Source organism: Bradyrhizobium sp. 62B (genome assembly GCF_030272265.2).
Classification (GTDB): domain Bacteria; phylum Pseudomonadota; class Alphaproteobacteria; order Rhizobiales; family Xanthobacteraceae; genus Bradyrhizobium.
The window spans coordinates 2281242-2296267 of sequence record NZ_CP092841.2; the positions used below are offsets into that span (position 1 = coordinate 2281242).

At 65.2% G+C, this 15026-nt stretch carries 14 protein-coding genes and 1 pseudogene; 7 read left to right on the forward strand and 8 right to left on the reverse strand.

Going from position 1 to position 15026, the window contains the following annotated elements; all coding sequences use genetic code 11:
* Nucleotide 1: 1 nt before the first annotated feature.
* From paaE to ML401_RS10830, 5 genes are all read left to right on the forward strand, one after another.
* Entirely contained in the window at nt 2-1087 is a 1086-nt protein-coding gene (paaE, locus tag ML401_RS10810; RefSeq protein ID WP_285811920.1) for a 1,2-phenylacetyl-CoA epoxidase subunit PaaE, read from the forward strand.
* 101 nt (nt 1088-1188) lie between these two features.
* On the forward strand, nt 1189-1638 hold the full coding sequence (gene paaI, locus ML401_RS10815) for a hydroxyphenylacetyl-CoA thioesterase PaaI (RefSeq protein ID WP_285811921.1): 450 nt from the start codon (nt 1189-1191) through the stop codon (nt 1636-1638).
* A 42-nt stretch (nt 1639-1680) separates the two neighbouring features.
* Entirely contained in the window at nt 1681-3009 is a 1329-nt protein-coding gene (gene paaK, locus ML401_RS10820; protein WP_285811922.1) for a phenylacetate--CoA ligase PaaK, read from the forward strand.
* Between the two features lie 77 nt (nt 3010-3086).
* Nucleotides 3087-4091 (forward strand): zinc-binding alcohol dehydrogenase family protein, encoded by a 1005-nt coding sequence (locus tag ML401_RS10825; protein WP_285811923.1) that lies wholly within the window; start codon nt 3087-3089, stop codon nt 4089-4091.
* 2 nt (nt 4092-4093) lie between these two features.
* Complete coding sequence (locus ML401_RS10830; RefSeq protein WP_285811924.1) at nt 4094-5152, forward strand: YeeE/YedE family protein; 1059 nt, start codon at nt 4094-4096, stop codon at nt 5150-5152.
* On the opposite strand, the gene ML401_RS10835 is transcribed toward ML401_RS10830, so the two are convergent.
* Nucleotides 5131-6045, reverse strand: coding sequence for a DMT family transporter (locus tag ML401_RS10835; protein WP_211417781.1), 915 nt, complete (start codon nt 6043-6045; stop codon nt 5131-5133). The two genes, ML401_RS10830 and ML401_RS10835, sit on opposite strands and share 22 nt — an antisense overlap.
* A 101-nt stretch (nt 6046-6146) precedes the next feature.
* On the opposite strand from ML401_RS10835, the pseudogene ML401_RS10840 reads away from it, so the two are divergent.
* Nucleotides 6147-7575: pseudogene (locus ML401_RS10840) on the forward strand (PLP-dependent aminotransferase family protein).
* A gap of 66 nt (nt 7576-7641) precedes the next feature.
* Here the strand turns inward: ML401_RS10840 and ML401_RS10845 are convergent.
* Genes ML401_RS10845 through ML401_RS10865 form a run of 5 tightly spaced genes read right to left on the reverse strand, consistent with a single transcriptional unit; the run spans nt 7642 to nt 12395 of the window.
* Entirely contained in the window at nt 7642-8865 is a 1224-nt protein-coding gene (locus ML401_RS10845) for a bifunctional alpha/beta hydrolase/OsmC family protein (protein WP_285811925.1), read from the reverse strand.
* Between the two features lie 27 nt (nt 8866-8892).
* The gene (locus tag ML401_RS10850; RefSeq protein ID WP_285811926.1) at nt 8893-9555 is read right to left on the reverse strand and encodes a sulfite oxidase-like oxidoreductase; all 663 of its coding nucleotides are present in this window, start codon (nt 9553-9555) and stop codon (nt 8893-8895) included.
* Between the two features lie 3 nt (nt 9556-9558).
* On the reverse strand, nt 9559-10881 hold the full coding sequence (locus ML401_RS10855; RefSeq protein WP_211417778.1) for an MFS transporter: 1323 nt from the start codon (nt 10879-10881) through the stop codon (nt 9559-9561).
* A gap of 29 nt (nt 10882-10910) precedes the next feature.
* Nucleotides 10911-12131, reverse strand: coding sequence for a cytochrome P450 (locus tag ML401_RS10860; protein ID WP_285811928.1), 1221 nt, complete (start codon nt 12129-12131; stop codon nt 10911-10913).
* A gap of 54 nt (nt 12132-12185) precedes the next feature.
* On the reverse strand, nt 12186-12395 hold the full coding sequence (locus tag ML401_RS10865; protein ID WP_100181354.1) for a ferredoxin: 210 nt from the start codon (nt 12393-12395) through the stop codon (nt 12186-12188).
* 156 nt (nt 12396-12551) lie between these two features.
* Here ML401_RS10865 and ML401_RS10870 point away from each other — a divergent pair, with 156 nt between their 5' ends.
* Nucleotides 12552-13199, forward strand: coding sequence for a TetR/AcrR family transcriptional regulator (locus ML401_RS10870; protein ID WP_212065306.1), 648 nt, complete (start codon nt 12552-12554; stop codon nt 13197-13199).
* Here the strand turns inward: ML401_RS10870 and ML401_RS10875 are convergent.
* Both ML401_RS10875 and ML401_RS10880 read right to left on the reverse strand, forming a co-directional pair.
* Entirely contained in the window at nt 13196-13846 is a 651-nt protein-coding gene (locus tag ML401_RS10875; RefSeq protein ID WP_285811930.1) for an aspartate/glutamate racemase family protein, read from the reverse strand. The two genes, ML401_RS10870 and ML401_RS10875, sit on opposite strands and share 4 nt — an antisense overlap.
* Nucleotides 13847-14012: 166 nt before the next feature.
* A complete protein-coding gene (locus tag ML401_RS10880; protein WP_212065304.1) occupies nt 14013-15026 on the reverse strand; it encodes an amino acid ABC transporter substrate-binding protein in 1014 nt (337 codons plus the stop codon).

The window sequence follows — 15026 nt, forward strand, 5'->3', positions numbered from 1 at the left end:
CATGTCAGCAGCAGCCGCACCGCGCTTTCATCGCCTGGCCGTCAACGATCTCCGCCGCGAGGCTTCCGACGCCATCTCCATGACCTTCGCCATCCCGGGCGAACTCGCCGGCGACTACGCCTTCACGCCCGGACAGTACCTGACGCTCCGCACCACGCTGGATGGAGAAGAGGTGCGCCGCTCCTATTCGATCTGTTCCGGCCCTGACGACGGTGAGATCCGCATCGCCGTGAAGAAGGTCGACGGCGGCGCGTTTTCGAATTGGGCAGCCGAAGATCTCAAATGCGGCGACGAGCTCGACGTGATGACACCGACGGGCCGCTTCGGCGTGGTCCCGCCGGCAGAAAGCGCGCGTGTTCATGTCGGCTTCGCTGCTGGCTCCGGCATCACGCCGATCCTGTCGATCGTGAAGGGCGTGCTCGCGCGCGAGCCGGGCAGCCGCTTCTTCCTGTTCTACGGCAACCGCAGCACCGACAACATCATGTTCCTCGAAGCGCTCGAGGAGCTGAAGGACCGCTTCATCGATCGCCTCTCGATCTTCCACGTCATCTCCGGCGAGGAGCAGGACATCCCGATCCTGCATGGCCGGCTCGACGGCGACAAGGTGAGGGTGCTGCTGCGCTCGCTGGTGCCGGCGGGAAGCGTCGATCACGCCTATGTCTGCGGTCCCCTTGGCATGAGCGAGGATATCGAGGCAACGTGCCGCGAGCTCGGCATCGTGCAGGACCGTATCCACGTCGAGCGCTTCGTCTCCGAATTCGGCGGCAAGCCCAGGCCAAAGAAGCTGGTTGCGCCCGACGCGCCGCCGAAGGCGATCGCATCGCTGATCATCGACGGCAAGCGGCGCGACGTGCCGGTGGCCGAGGACGAGGCGATCCTCGATGCCGCGCTGCGCGCCGGCGTCGATCTGCCCTTCGCCTGCAAGGGCGGCATGTGCTCGACCTGCCGCGCCAAGCTGGTCGAAGGCGAAGCGCCGATGGACATCAACTATTCGCTGGAGCCGTGGGAGCTGAAGGCGGGCTTCATCCTGACCTGCCAGGCCAAGCCATCGTCGGAGCGCGTCGTGGTCGATTATGACCATGTCTGAGCGGGCGTATCAGTGCCTGACGTTGCAAATGCGTCGCATTATTTGACAGTCCTGGCCAACCAGCAGAACATTATATGCAAGCATTTGACCGGGAGAGGCGCGTGAACCTCAAAGCCGCTGTGTCGCCTGACGATGTTGCCCGCGCCTGCGCCGACGCAATGTGGGCGGAGGACGATGCCTCCAAGGGACTCGGCATGGAGATCATGGAGATCGGTCCGGGCTTCGCGACGCTGGCGATGACGGTGCGGCCGGACATGGTCAACGGCCAGCGCATCGCCCATGGCGGCTTCATCTTCACGCTCGCCGATTCCGCCTTCGCCTTTGCGTGCAACTCGCACAACGACCGCGTCGTTGCCGCGCAGGGCCAGATCACCTTCATCAAGCCCGGCAAGCTCGGCGATCGCCTCGTTGCCAGGGCGCGCGAGATCACGCGCGGCGGGCGCTCCGGCATCTATGACGTGCGCGTCACTGCGGGCGACACCGTGATCGCGGAATTCCGCGGACACTCGCGCGTCATTCCCGGCACGTGGCTGCCGACACAAGAGCAATAACCAACCAAGAAAAGAACAAATCAATGTTGTGGGGAAGCGAGGATGGCTTTGACGAGGGTGAAAGAAAGCGGCGGCTATAGCGCCGAGATGGACGCGCATGAGCGCGCTTCGCGCGACGAGATCATGGCGCTGCAGAAGCAGCGGCTCGCCTGGTCGCTCAAGCACTCCTATGACAACGTCGCACATTATCGCAAGGCGTTCGATGAAGCCGGCGTGCATCCGTCCGACTTTCGCGAGCTGTCCGACCTTGCGAAATATCCGTTCACGGTGAAGACGGATCTACGCGACAATTATCCGTTCAACATGTTCGCCGTGCCGCGCGAAAAGCTGGTGCGCGTGCATGCCTCCTCCGGCACGACCGGCAAGCCGATCGTGGTCGGCTATACGCAGGCCGATATCGACACATGGTCGGACGTGATGGCGCGATCGATCCGCGCCGCCGGCGGCCGGACCGGCATGATCATTCACAATGCCTATGGCTACGGTCTCTTCACCGGTGGGCTCGGTGTCCACTACGGTGCGGAAAAGCTCGGCTGCACCGTGGTGCCGATCTCCGGCGGCATGACCGAGCGGCAGGTGCAGCTCATCAATGATTTCCGCCCTGATATCATCACGGTGACGCCGAGCTACATGCTGGCGATCCTCGACGAGTTCAAGCGCCAGAGGCTCGATCCGCGCCAATGCTCGCTCAAGGTCGGCATCTTCGGTGCCGAGCCCTGGACCAATGCGATGCGCGGCGAGATCGAGGACGCCTTCGACATGGACGCGACCGACATCTATGGCCTCTCCGAAGTGATCGGCCCAGGCGTCGCGCAGGAATGCATCGAGACCAAGGACGGCCTGCACATCTGGGAGGATCATTTCTACCCCGAGGTGATCGATCCCGAGACCGGCGCGGTGCTGCCCGACGGTGAGAAGGGCGAACTGGTCTTCACCTCGCTCACCAAGGAAGCGTTCCCGGTGATCCGCTATCGCACCCGCGATTTGACGCGGCTTCTCCCCGGCACCGCTCGCCCCGGCATGCGGCGCATGGAGAAGGTCACGGGACGCTCGGACGACATGATCATCCTGCGCGGTGTCAATCTGTTCCCGACCCAGATCGAGGAGGTGCTGCTCGCGACCGATTGGTGCGGCGGCCATTTCATCCTGGAGCTGACCCGCGAAGGCCGCATGGACGAGCTCACCATCATCGCCGAGGCGCGGTCCGAAAGCTGGGACGGACGAGGCCTCGTCGACCACGCCGACCGGATCTCGACCCACATCAAGAACACGATCGGGATCAGCTCCAGGGTGAGGGTGGTCGCGCCGGATACGCTGGAACGCTCGCTCGGCAAGGCCAAGCGGCTCTACGACAAGCGGCCCAAGGACTGATTGGAAGGACCGACTTGGCGGATTGACTTGACCGGTCCCAGAGGCGACAAGGCCCGCGAGAAATCGCGGGTCTTTTCATGTCGCCAGCCGATGCCAAAACCGTCGAAGCGCGCTGCGTGCGCCTCAATGCCAAAGCCGAGAACGCCGCCGCGCTTGCGCCGGTGGTCGAGCATCAAATGCTGACGCGCGGTCCGAACGATCTCCTGATCGAGGTGAAGGCCGCCGCCGTCAATCCGTCCGACGTCAAGGCCGCGACCGGGCTGATGCCCTATGCCGTGTTCCCACGCACGCCGGGCCGCGATTATGCCGGCATCGTCATCGACGGGCCGGCAGGCACCGCCGGCCGCGAGGTGTTCGGCTCTTCCGGCGATCTCGGGATCCGCCGCGACGGCACCCATGCCAGCCATCTCGTGGTCGAGGCCGAGGCGGTCGTCGAGAAGCCGAAGACGGTGTCGTGGGAGGAGGCCGCCGGCATCGGCGTGCCCTTCGTCACCGCGATGGAAGGTTTTCGCCGCGCCGGCGTGCCGAAGAGCGGCGAGACCGTGCTGGTGTTCGGCGTCAATGGCAAGGTCGGTCAGGCTGCGGTGCAGATCGCGACCTGGCAGGGCGCGCGCGTCATCGGCGTGGTGCGCAAGGCGGAAGCCTATGAAGGCCACAGCAACGCCCCGATCGAGGTGGTCGATGCCTCCACGACCGACGTTGCCGCGCGCGTGCGCGAATTGACCGACGGCAAAGGCGCCGACATCGTCTTCAATACGGTGGGCGATCCCTATTTCCAGGCGGCACACAAGTCGCTCGCCTTGCGCGGTCGCCAGATCCTGATTGCCGCGATCGACCGCATCGTGCAGTTCAACATCCTCGAATTCTATCGGGGCCAGCACACCTATGTTGGCATCGACACGCTCGGCCTGTCTTCGGCCGCGACCGGCGCGGTGCTGCGCGATCTCGGCCCGGGCTTTGCCGGCGGCCAACTGAAGCCGTTCCCGATCAAAGCGAGCGCCGTCTATCCGCTCGATCGCGCCAAGGAGGCCTATGTTGCCGTCGCCGGCTCCTCGCGCGACCGCGTGATTTTGAAGCCGTAATCATGGAATCGTCCTCCCTGCTCGTCATCCTCGCCGGCCTCGGCATCGGTCTCGTCTACGGCGCCGTCGGCCTGCTCAGCGGGTTCTGCCTGATGAGCAGCATGCGCGGCTGGCTGGCCGAGGGCGACGGGCGGCTGGTGCGGACCTATGCGCTGGCGATCGCGGTCGCGATCGCCGCGAGCCAATTCCTCGCCGGCAACGGCATGGTCGATCTCGGCAAGACGATCTACCTGCAACCGTCGTTCTCGGTGCCGGTGCTGTTCATCGGCGGCCTGCTGTTCGGTTACGGCATGGTGCTGTCGAACGGCTGCGGCTCGCGCGCGCTGGTGCTGCTCGGCCGCGGCAATCTCCGCTCCTTCGTCGTCGTGGTCGTGTTGGCCATCGCCGCGCAGATGACGCTCAAGGGCCTGATCGCGCCGGCGCGCATCGCGCTGGTCCAGGCTTCGCAAACCACGGTCAACGCGAATTCGCTGCCGTCCTTGCTGGCGACGCTCGGTCTCACGGAGGCGCTTTCGCGCGCGCTCGCAACCGTCACGATCGTCGTCGCGTTGATGCTGTTTGCTTTCGCGCATCCGGCGTTCCGCCGTTCGCCCGGCCAGATCGTCGCGGGCATCATCGTGGGCCTCCTCGTTGCCGGCGGCTGGTACGTGACCGGCTGGCTCGGTGCCGACGACTTCAATCCCATCCCGGTGACCTCGCTCACCTTCATCGTGCCGATCGCCGACAGCCTGCAATACGCCATGCTCTCGACCGGCCTGACGCTCAACTTCGGCATCGCGACGGTTGCCGGCGTCTTCGTCGGCAGCCTGGCGACGGCGCTCGCCACCGGCCGCTTCAAGCTCGAAGGCTATTCATCGCCACGCCACATGCTGCGCTCGGGCACCGGCGCTGCGCTGATGGGGATCGGCGGCGTGATGGCGTTCGGCTGCTCGATCGGGCAGGGCCTCACGGGCGTCTCGACCCTCGCGCTGGGCTCGTTCGTCGCGATCGCCGGCATCCTGCTCGGGACTGCGGCAGGCCTGCGCGGCGGGCTGCGGGTTCAGCCTCTCGCTGCAGCCTGACTTCGCAGGAACCGGTCGCCTAGCGTCGCAAGACCGATGCCGCTGACGATCAGCCCGGCCGCGACGGCGAGACTCACATCGACGGGCTCACCGAGCAGGATGGCGGCGCTGGCAATGCCGACGAGCGGCGTTCCCGTGGTGCCGAGCGCCGTCGTCAGGGCCGAGATGCTCTTGTTGACCATCGACATCGCCCAATAGGCCAGCGCCGTCCCGATCAGGCCGGCGTACAGAAATAGCAGGACGAGCCGCCACGACCATTCGGCGTGCGGCAGGCCGTCCGTGACCACCGCCGATCCCGTCAACACGATCGTCGCCACGAGCACTTGCCAGATCAGGAGCTGGAGCGGTGAGGCGATCCAGCGGTGCGCACGGATGTAGATGATGTTCGCGGCCCAGGAAATCGCGGCCAGGATGACCATGCCGGCGCCGAGCACGACGTTGCTATTGGTCCAGTCGATCGAGGTGGGATTCAGGATCACGGCAAGGCCGGCCAGTCCGAGCAAGGCGCCGGCGACTTTTGGCGCAGTCAGCGTGTCCTTTCCGAGCAAGGGCGCGGCGATCGCGACCCAGAGCGGCGTGGTGTAGCCGAGCACGATGGCCTTGCTCGCGGGCAGGAAGCGCACGCCGGCCGCGACCAGGACTGAGAAGATCGTCATGTGCAGCAGTGCGACGCTGAGGACCACCGGAATGTCGCGCCGCTCCGGAATCACCAGATTGTTGCTGAGCCCCAGGATCACGAACAAGCCAGCCAGCGCAATCCAGCTCCGGATCGCCGATGTCCACAGCGGCGGAAGGAACTGGACGAGCTGTTTCGTCACCGACCAATTTACGCCCCATGCCAGCACGACGATGAGGAACAGGCCGACGGCGGTGCGCGGGGACAGGGCGTTCATTTCGATGGTCCTTGAAACAGTCCAGTGCGGCGGATAGCATTCTGCTTGGCACCTGAAAAAGTGCCAGATTGGAGAAGAATGAGGTGCCAGTGTCCGAGGCCATGATCGCGGGCCTGATCGACCTCGATCGCGCCGACGACGAGGGGTTGACGGCGCGGCTGACGGGGCAGCTCCGAAGCCTGATTGCGAGTGGTCGACTTGGTAAGGGCCATGAGCTGCCGTCGAGCCGCCGGCTCGCGAGCGATCTGGCGTGTCCCGCAACACCGTCACCTACGCGTTCGAGCAGCTCGCCGCGGAGGGTTATCTGGCTGCGTCGCAAGGGCGGCGCGCGGTCGTGACCGTGGACGGTGCTGGGCGGTTGGATGCGGCAGGGGCAGCGGCATCGCGCCCGCGCTCCGGTAAGCCGCGGCTCTCCCCTTGGGCCTCAAAGCTCGAGCAGACGGACTGGCCGATGTCTTATCTGGCGCCGCTAAAGCCCTTGCGTCCGGGGCATGGCGACGCCAGAGAGTTTCCGAACGAAATCTGGGGGCGCTGCCTGCGCCGGAGTGCCGTGGGGCAACCAGGCGTGAGCCCGGTCCGGTCAACCGGCCGCGCTTGCGCGCGGCGCTGGCGCATTACCTCGCGACCGGTAGAGGTGTTCGCGCCGACGCGGAGCAGATCCTGATCCTGCCGAGCGCGCAGGCTGCGCTCACCCTGATTGCGGCTGCCGTCATCACGCCCGGCGACGAGGTCTGGGTCGAGGATCCCGGCTATCCCGGTGCTGCGGCCGCCTTTCGTGCCTCCGGCGCGCGCGTGACTGGCATCGGTCTGGACGAACAGGGGATGCAGCGGATGGCGGGCCTGGCGCCTCCAACACTGATCTTCATGACGCCGTCGCACCAGCATCCGACCGGGCGGCTGATGTCACTGGCCCGCCGCACCGAGTTTCTGAAGCTGAGCAGGCCCGGCAAGACCTGGATCGTGGAGGACGACTATGACGGCGAATTCCACTACGACAGCCGGCCGGTACCGGCGTTGCAGGGGTTGGACGCCCACGGCCGCGTGTTCTATGTCGGCACCTTCTCCAAGGCGATGACGTCGGACATCCGGCTCGGCTATCTCGTCGCGCCGCCGGCGCTGGTCTCTACGCTGGAGATCGTGCAGCGGCATATCGGGCTGATCGCCGCCAGCGCCGTCCAGGACGCGCTGGCCGAGTTCATTGCGGACGGGCATTTCCTCGCACATCTGCGGCGGATGCGCCGGCTCTATCACGCGCGGCGCGATCATCTCGTCGAGGGGCTGCAGCGCTATCTCGGCGAGGTGCTCACGGTCGAGGTGCCCTCGGGCGGCATCCAGCTCGTGGCGCGCCTCAAGCGCGGCCGCGCCGATCAGGCAGCAGTCAAACGACTGGTCGAGGCAGGGGTCGAAACGCGCGCCTTGTCGAGCCTGACGCTCGGACGGCCGCGAGATCACGGCCTGCTGCTCGGCTTTGCGGCGTGGCGCGAGAGCGAGATCAGCGCCGCCGTGCGGACGATGGCCTCGTGCTTCTAGAGCATGATCCGGAAAAGTGCGCAGCGGTTTTCCGACAAGATCATACTCAAACAATGGCCTGGCGCGTTAACCCACCGCCTTCGTCACGATACGAATCTCCGACGTCAGCGTGCGGTGCACCGGACACTTGTCTGCAATCTCCATCAGCTTCTTGCGCTGCTCGGCATCGAGCGCGCCGTCGATGGTGATGTCGCGCTCGATCTGGTCCAGCATGCCCTCGCGCGTGTCGCACTCCGCGCAATCCTTGGCGTAGATCTTGGAGTGCTTCAAAGTGACTGTGACGCGGTCGAGCGGCAGCGACTTGCGGTCGGCATAGAGGCGCATGGTCATGGACGTGCAGGCCCCGAGGCCAGCGAGCAGGAAGTCATACGGGCCGGGCCCGGCATCTGCGCCGCCGGCCGCAACGGGCTCGTCCGCCACCAGATGATGCGGACCGACGGTGATGGCCTGGTTGAACTTGCTTTTGCGGGTCTCCTGCACCACGACCTTCCGTGGTTCCTCCGGGAGATCCATCGCTCTCGCGGGTTTTGTCGTGTCGACGTAGCGGCTGGCCCAGGCGGCGATCACGTCGGCCGCGTAAAGCGCGTCAGCCGGCCTGCTCAGCAGGTGATCGGCGTGGTCGAGCGAGACGAAACTCTTGGGGTGCTTCGCTGCCACAAAGATTTTGGTCGCATTGTCGATCCCGACGGTGTCGTCGACCGGCGAGTGCATCACCAGCAGCGCCTTGTGCAGGCCGGTGATATCCCTCATCAGTTCGTGCTCGGCGATGTCCTCGAGGAATTCGCGCTTGATCCGGAACGGGCGTCCCGCAAGCGAGACCTCGACCTCGCCTTGCGCGCGGATGTCGTCGAGATGCTCTTTGAACAGGCCGGTCACATGCGCGGGATCGGAGGGGGCCGCGATGGTCACGACCGCCCTGGCTTCCGAAATATTTCCAGCGGCCGCAAGGATCGCGGCGCCGCCGAGGCTGTGCCCGATCAGGATCGACGGCGCCTTGCGGACGCTGCGCAGATGATCGGCAGCGCGGACGAGATCGGCGACGTTGGACGAAAATGTCGAATTGGCAAAATCGCCCTCGCTGGAGCCGAGCCCGGTGAAGTCGAAGCGCAGCACCGCGATGCCCTTGGCCGCGAGCGCGACGGCGATGCGCTTGGCGGCAAGTGTATCCTTGCCGCAGGTGAAGCAATGCGCGAACAGCGCGTAGGCCGCGGGCTCACCTTCCGGCAATTCCAGCGCGGCCGCAAGCTGATGGCCGCCTTCGCCGGTGAATTGAAAACGTTCCGTCGGCATGGGCTTTCCCCGATTCTTGCTTGAATGCTAATCGTTCGAATAGCGCTGCTCGGCCCAGGGATCGCCGCGGTTATGATAGCCGCGGACTTCCCAGAAGCCCGGCGCGTCCCCGGTCAGGAATTCGATGGCCTGGAGCCATTTCGCGCTCTTCCAGAAATAGAGATGCGGCACGACCAGCCGCACCGGCCCGCCATGCTCCTTCGTCAGCGGCTGGCCGGACCAGCTATGGGCGAGCAGCGCGTCCTCCGCGGCGAAGTCTTCCAGCGCGAGGTTGGTGGTATAGCCGTCGTAGGAATGCAGCGTCACGAAGCGCGCGTCCTCGCGCGGCTGGCAGGCGGCCAGCAGCTCGCGCGTGGCAAGCCCTTCCCACTCGTTGTCATAGCGCGACCAGGTGGTGACGCAATGGATGTCGGAGGTGAAGCGGGCCTGCTTCTGCGTCGCGAACTCCGCAAAGGTCCAGAACACCGGCGTTTCGACCGCGCCGTAGACGTCGAGGCGCCAGCGCTCGCGCGACACCGGCGGCACGACGCCGAGGTCGAGCACCGGCCAATCCTTGGTGAGGTGCTGGCCCGGCGGCAGGCGCTGCTCCTCCGGACGCGTGATCTTGCCGGTGAGGAAGCGGCCCTCGCGCGCCCATTTCTCCTTGGTGCGGGTCAGCTTGCTGTCGGGCGGCTCGTTGTCGTCGGACATGGGCTACTCGTGGCGGTGCATTGCGGAGGCGTGCTTGGTGTCGCGCATGGTGGAATAGATGATCAGCGACACGCAAATGATGGCGCTGAGATAGAAGTAGAACCAGTCTTCGTGCCCGATGCTCTTGAAGTAGAGCGCGATCGCCGGCGCCGTGCCACCGAAGATCGAGACCGTGATCGCATAGGGCAGGCCGACGCCGAGCGCGCGGACATTGGTCGGGAACAGCTCGGCCTTCACCACCGCATTGATCGATGTGTAGCCGGCGACGAACAGCCAGGCGCAGCAGATCAGGATGAAGGCGACGAAGGGTGACTTAGTCTCCTTCAGCGTCATCAACAGCGGAACGGTCGCAAGCGTGCCGGCGACGCCGAAGAAGATCAGAAGCGGCTTGCGCCCGATCCTGTCGGAGATCGCGCCATAGATCGGCTGCAGGATGGTCGCGAAGATCAGGGTGCCGAAGATCACCAGCGTGGTCTGGTCCTCGGTCAAGCCGACCGACAGCTTGACGAAAGTCTGCATGTAGGTGGTGAAGGTGTAGAACGCCGCGGTGCCGCCCGCGGTGAGGCCGACGACCAGCAGGAGCTCGCGCGGATAGCGCAGGAGATTGGTGATCGAGCCGGTGGGCTTCACCACCTTCTTGGCTTCCTCGAACGCCTCGGTTTCATGCAGGCCGCGCCGCATCACCGCGGCAAAGATCGCGAGCGCCGCACCGATCGCGAACGGGATGCGCCAGCCCCAGGCTTTCAGCTCCTCCGGCGTGAGGAAGACCTTTTGCAGGAGCAGCAGCACGATGATCGCGGTGAGCTGGCCGCCGATCAGCGTCACGTACTGAAAGCTGGAATAGAAGCCGCGATGCCTGGGATCGGCGACCTCGCTGAGATAGGTGGCGCTGGCGCCATATTCGCCGCCGAGGCTGAGGCCCTCGATCACGCGGGCGAGCGCCAGGATCACCGGCGCGGCGAAGCCGATCGTGGCATAGGTCGGTGTCAGCGCGATGATCAGCGAGCCGAAGCACATGAAGACGACCGACAGGGTCAGCGAGATGCGCCGGCCGAAATGGTCGGCAAGATAGCCGAAGAACCAGCCGCCGAGGGGGCGCATCAGGAAGGTCGCCGCGAACACGACGGCGACGTTCAATTGCTGCACGACAGGGTCGTTGCCGGGAAAGAAGGCCGGCGCGAAATAGAGCGCGAACGCCGTGTAAGCGTAGAAATCGTACCACTCGACGAGATTGCCGATCGAACCGATGAAGATCGCCTTGATCCGCCGCCTGGCATCGGCGAGGTCGATGTGGTCAGAGGCCGGTTGGGTTGCTTGCTCTGTCACGTCCGGCCTCTCCGCTGTCTGGAAAGGCTTTACATCGCCTTTCCGAGCAAAAATGGCAACTGGCGAGGCCCACGCACCGTGCCTTGCGACCAGGTCACCGTGCCAGCCGGATCGAGGGCGAAATCCGGAATGCGCTTCAGCCACTCCTCCAGCGCAACCTGCATCTCCATGCGGGCGAGATTGGAACCGACGCAGCGGTGGATGCCGAGGCCGAAGGCGGCGTGGCGATTTTCGCGGCGATCGATCACGACTTTGTCAGCATCCGGGAACATCTTGGGATCGCGATTGGCGGCCGGGAAGGACAGCAGCACCATGTTGCCCGCCTTGACCGGGCAGCCCGAAATGGTGGTGTCCTTGACGACCTCGCGGGCCATCGTCACCGGGGAATAGGCACGCAGCAGTTCCTCCACCGCGGTCGGGATCAATGCGGGTTTGGCGATCAGCCGCTCGCGATCGGCCGGCACCCTCGCCAAATGCCACAGCGAAGATCCGATCGCACTCCAGGTGGTGTCGATGCCGGCGATCAGAAGCAGGCGCAGCGAGCCCAGCACGTGGGACTCTTCCAGCGGCTGGCCTTCCTTGTCCTTGGCGTTCATCAGGTAGGAGATGAGGTCGTCGGTCGGCCTCGATTTGCGGTCTTCGATATGCGTCCTGAAATAGGCGCTCATCTCCTGCACGGCCTGGAGCAGCTTGGTCTCGTCCCTGATGCCGAGCTCGAGGATCATGTGGATCCAGTTGATGAAGAGGTCGCTGTCGCTCTCGGGGATGCCCAGCATGTGCGCGATCGCCCGAACCGGGATGTATTTGCTGTAGCGTGCGGCGGCGTCGACCTTGCCGTCGGCGATGAACCCGTCGATCAGCTCGTTGCAGATCGCGCGCATCCGCGGTTCCAGCTTCTTCATCGCATCCGGCGTGAAGGGCGGCAGCAGCAATTGCTTGGCCGGCTTGTGCACGGGCGGATCCGAGGTGATCGGAGGGGCTGCGTTCCTGGCGATCTCCGGCCGCACGTCGCGGACGATGATACGGCGTGAGGAGAAATGCTCGGTGTCGTTGGCGATCTCGCGCACGGCCTCATAGGTCGTCGGCATGTAGCAGCCGAGGAAGCGCTCGGTGTGCACGACCGGACTTGCGGCACGCAGCTCATCCCAGATCGGGAACGGGTCTTCCGTCCACTGCGGATCGGTGTGGTCGAAATCGTTGACCCAGTCGATGACGGGCGGATGGGCGACAGGCTGGCTGACGTCGGACATGGCAGGAAATCCTTGGCTCGTGGTCGCTGACAGGACGCAAGCGGCGAGGCCGCGCTACTCCTCGATCACATCGATTGCGATTTCCGGGCAATTGGATTTGGCGAGCCAGGCCTTGTCTTCGAGCCCGGGCGGGACCGTGCCGTCGCCGGCTTCATGCGCGTTGCCGAATTCGTCGAGCTCGAAAAGTTCCGGCGCGAGTGCCTTGCAGCGTGCGTGGCCCTGGCATTTGTCGGGGTCGACGTGAACCCTCAATCGCTCTGTCATGGCGGCATCCTTGGTCGTATGCGCGTGGCCCGGGAGGGCGGCGCGTTCCTCGTGTCGATTTTATCCGCGGCATCTGCCGCGGGCTTTAAGTTATATGCTATTACATTCGCGACCGGCTTTCCCTGTCAAGCGCAAACTTGTAGGCTTGGCCACAACATGCGCTCTCAACTCGCCCGCAAGCCCGAAAACACTTATCATCATGGGGATCTCCGCGACGCCCTGATCAAGGCCGCGCTACGCGAGGCGGAGCAGGGCGGCGCCGAGGCGATCAGCATCAAGGCGCTGGCAAAGCAGCTCGGGGTCTCGCAGCCGGCGCCGTACCGGCATTTTGCCGATCGCGAGGCGCTGCTTGCGGCGGTGACGGCGGAGGCGTTCCGGCAGCTCAGCGCAACCTTTCGGACGGCGATGGCGAAACCGTCGAAGCAGTCGAAGCTGTCGCGGCTGGCGCAGGCCATGCTGGATTTCGGATTGCGCCGCAACGGCATCTATCGCCTGATGTTCGCGTCTCGTACCGTGTCGTGTGCGGCCAAGGGCAGCGAGTTGCACGAGGCCACGCGCGAAACGTTTGCGCTCGTGATCGAGGCCCTGGAGGTACCTGCCGTCGGCTATTTGCGCGAACGGCAGGCTCTCAAGATCTGGGCGGCGCTGCACGGCGTGGTGATGCTGGCCGAGCAGGGCCTGTTCACCGGCGAGGCTGCACAGACCACGCGCGAGGAACTCGTCGAGGATTTCGTCAACGAGACGAAGGCGGCCCTCGCCGTGGCGATCAAGGACGCGCGGCGTCGGAAGAAGACCGGCGCTTAGGCTTTCGCCTTCAGCATGTTCATCAATTTGTCGACCGCGCTGTCGGGCGTGGTCACGACGGGACGGCCGGTGGCTTCCGCGACCCCCGGAGCAGTGGCGGCGATGCTGAATTGCGCCAGCGCGATGACGTCGCAATCGCGCAGGTCCCTTGACGCTTCGACGATCAGCCGATCGTGCGTGGCGCGATCGCCGCGGTCGAGCGCCGCCAGCGCGCCCTCGGCGAGTTTCGGAACGACCTGGACCGAGGCCGGAAACTCCGGCGGCATCGAGACCAGGGTCGGCGGGAAGGTCGAGAGCAGGCCGATGCGCCTGCCCATCGTCACCGCACGCTCGATCATCGCTTCGTTCGGCTTGAGCACCGGCATCGGCGACTGTGCGCGCGCGACCGCCTCGATACAGGGGCCGAAGGCAGAGCAGGTGAACAGGATCCCATTCGCCCCGGTCGCCGCGGCATAGTCGCCGAGCGCGAGGAAGCGCTCGGTCATGGCATCGTCGAGCTTGCCGTCGCGGGCCAGATCCGCCGACAGGCTGTCGTCCAGCAGGTTCATCAGCCGCACCGCCGGCCACGCCTTTGCGAACGCCGCTTCGATCGGAGCGATGGAGTGCTTGAGGGCATGGATCAGGGCGATGCGTGGGGGCGTCGTCATTGAAGGCGGCTACCTGGGTGATCTTGTGCCCCGGACGCGGCGCAATGCGAAGTATTGCGCCGCAGAGCCGGGGCCCATCCTTTTTGGCGTTAAAAGTCGTGGCTTCCTGTCCCGGCTCTGCGCAGCAGCGTTGCACGCTGCAGCGCGTCCGGGACGCGGGAGACATTTACTTGAACGGCACTGCGTACATCAAGCCGCCCTTGCTCCAGAGGCCGTTGAGGCCGCGATCGAGCTTGAGCGGGCTCGCCTTGCCGACATTGCGCTCGTAGATCTCGCCGTAATTGCCGGTGGCCTTGATCGCGGTGACCAGCCATTTGTTGTCGAGCCCAAGCCGGGAGCCGAGATCGCCGGAGGCACCTAACAGACGCTGGATCGCGGGCGTCTGCGACTTCGTCATCTCCTCGACATTGCCTTGGGTGACGCCGAGCTCTTCGGCCTCGATCAGGCCGTAATGCAGCCAGGTGATGATGTCGCTCCAGACCTCGTCGCCGTTGCGGGTGAAGGGGCCGAGCGGCTCCTTGCTGATGGTCTGCGGCAGCACGACGTAATCGGCGGGGTTCGGCGCGGCGGTGGTCACGGCGCCGGCGAGCGCGGAGGCGTCCTGGGTCATCGCATCGCAGCGGCCGCCGAAGAAGGTCTGATACATGGTGTCGACGCGGTCGAACACCAGCGGCTTCCAGTCGATGCCGTTGGCACGGCCGTAATCGCCCAGCGTGACTTCGTGCGTGGTGCCCTGGGCGACGCAAACGGTGGCGCCCTTGAGGTCCTTGATCTCCTTGACGCCGAGGTCCTTCTTCACGACAAAACCCTGGCCATCGTAGAAGTTGATCGGTCCCTGTCGCAGGCCGAGCGTGACGCCGCGCAAGTACGTCTGCGTCGAGTTGCGGTAGAGCACGTCGATCTCGCCCGATTGCAGGGCGGTGAAGCGGTTCTGCGCGGTCAGCGAAACGTAGCGCACCTTGCTGGCATCGCCGAGCACGCCGGCTGCGAGCGCGCGGCAATAGTCGACGTCGAGACCCCGGTAATTGCCTTGCGAGTCCGGCGCCGAGAAGCCGGCAAAGCCGGCGCTGACGCCGCACACCAGCGTGCCGCGGCTCTTCACCGTGTCCAACGTTGCGGCGGATGCGACAATTGTCGATGCAGCGAGCACGCCCGCCGCGATAACCACTTTCCTCATCAT

Coding starts and splice junctions, on each gene's coding strand:
- paaE (WP_285811920.1), top strand. CDS start 2: ATGTCAGCAGCAGCCGCACCGCGCTTTCATCGCCTGGCCGTCAACGAT.
- paaK (WP_285811922.1), top strand. CDS start 1,681: ATGGCTTTGACGAGGGTGAAAGAAAGCGGCGGCTATAGCGCCGAGATG.
- ML401_RS10825 (WP_285811923.1), top strand. CDS start 3,087: ATGTCGCCAGCCGATGCCAAAACCGTCGAAGCGCGCTGCGTGCGCCTC.
- ML401_RS10830 (WP_285811924.1), top strand. CDS start 4,094: ATGGAATCGTCCTCCCTGCTCGTCATCCTCGCCGGCCTCGGCATCGGT.
- ML401_RS10835 (WP_211417781.1), bottom strand. CDS start 6,045: ATGAACGCCCTGTCCCCGCGCACCGCCGTCGGCCTGTTCCTCATCGTC.
- ML401_RS10845 (WP_285811925.1), bottom strand. CDS start 8,865: ATGCCGACGGAACGTTTTCAATTCACCGGCGAAGGCGGCCATCAGCTT.
- ML401_RS10850 (WP_285811926.1), bottom strand. CDS start 9,555: ATGTCCGACGACAACGAGCCGCCCGACAGCAAGCTGACCCGCACCAAG.
- ML401_RS10860 (WP_285811928.1), bottom strand. CDS start 12,131: ATGTCCGACGTCAGCCAGCCTGTCGCCCATCCGCCCGTCATCGACTGG.
- ML401_RS10865 (WP_100181354.1), bottom strand. CDS start 12,395: ATGACAGAGCGATTGAGGGTTCACGTCGACCCCGACAAATGCCAGGGC.
- ML401_RS10870 (WP_212065306.1), top strand. CDS start 12,552: ATGCGCTCTCAACTCGCCCGCAAGCCCGAAAACACTTATCATCATGGG.
- ML401_RS10875 (WP_285811930.1), bottom strand. CDS start 13,846: ATGACGACGCCCCCACGCATCGCCCTGATCCATGCCCTCAAGCACTCC.
- ML401_RS10880 (WP_212065304.1), bottom strand. CDS start 15,026: ATGATGAGGAAAGTGGTTATCGCGGCGGGCGTGCTCGCTGCATCGACA.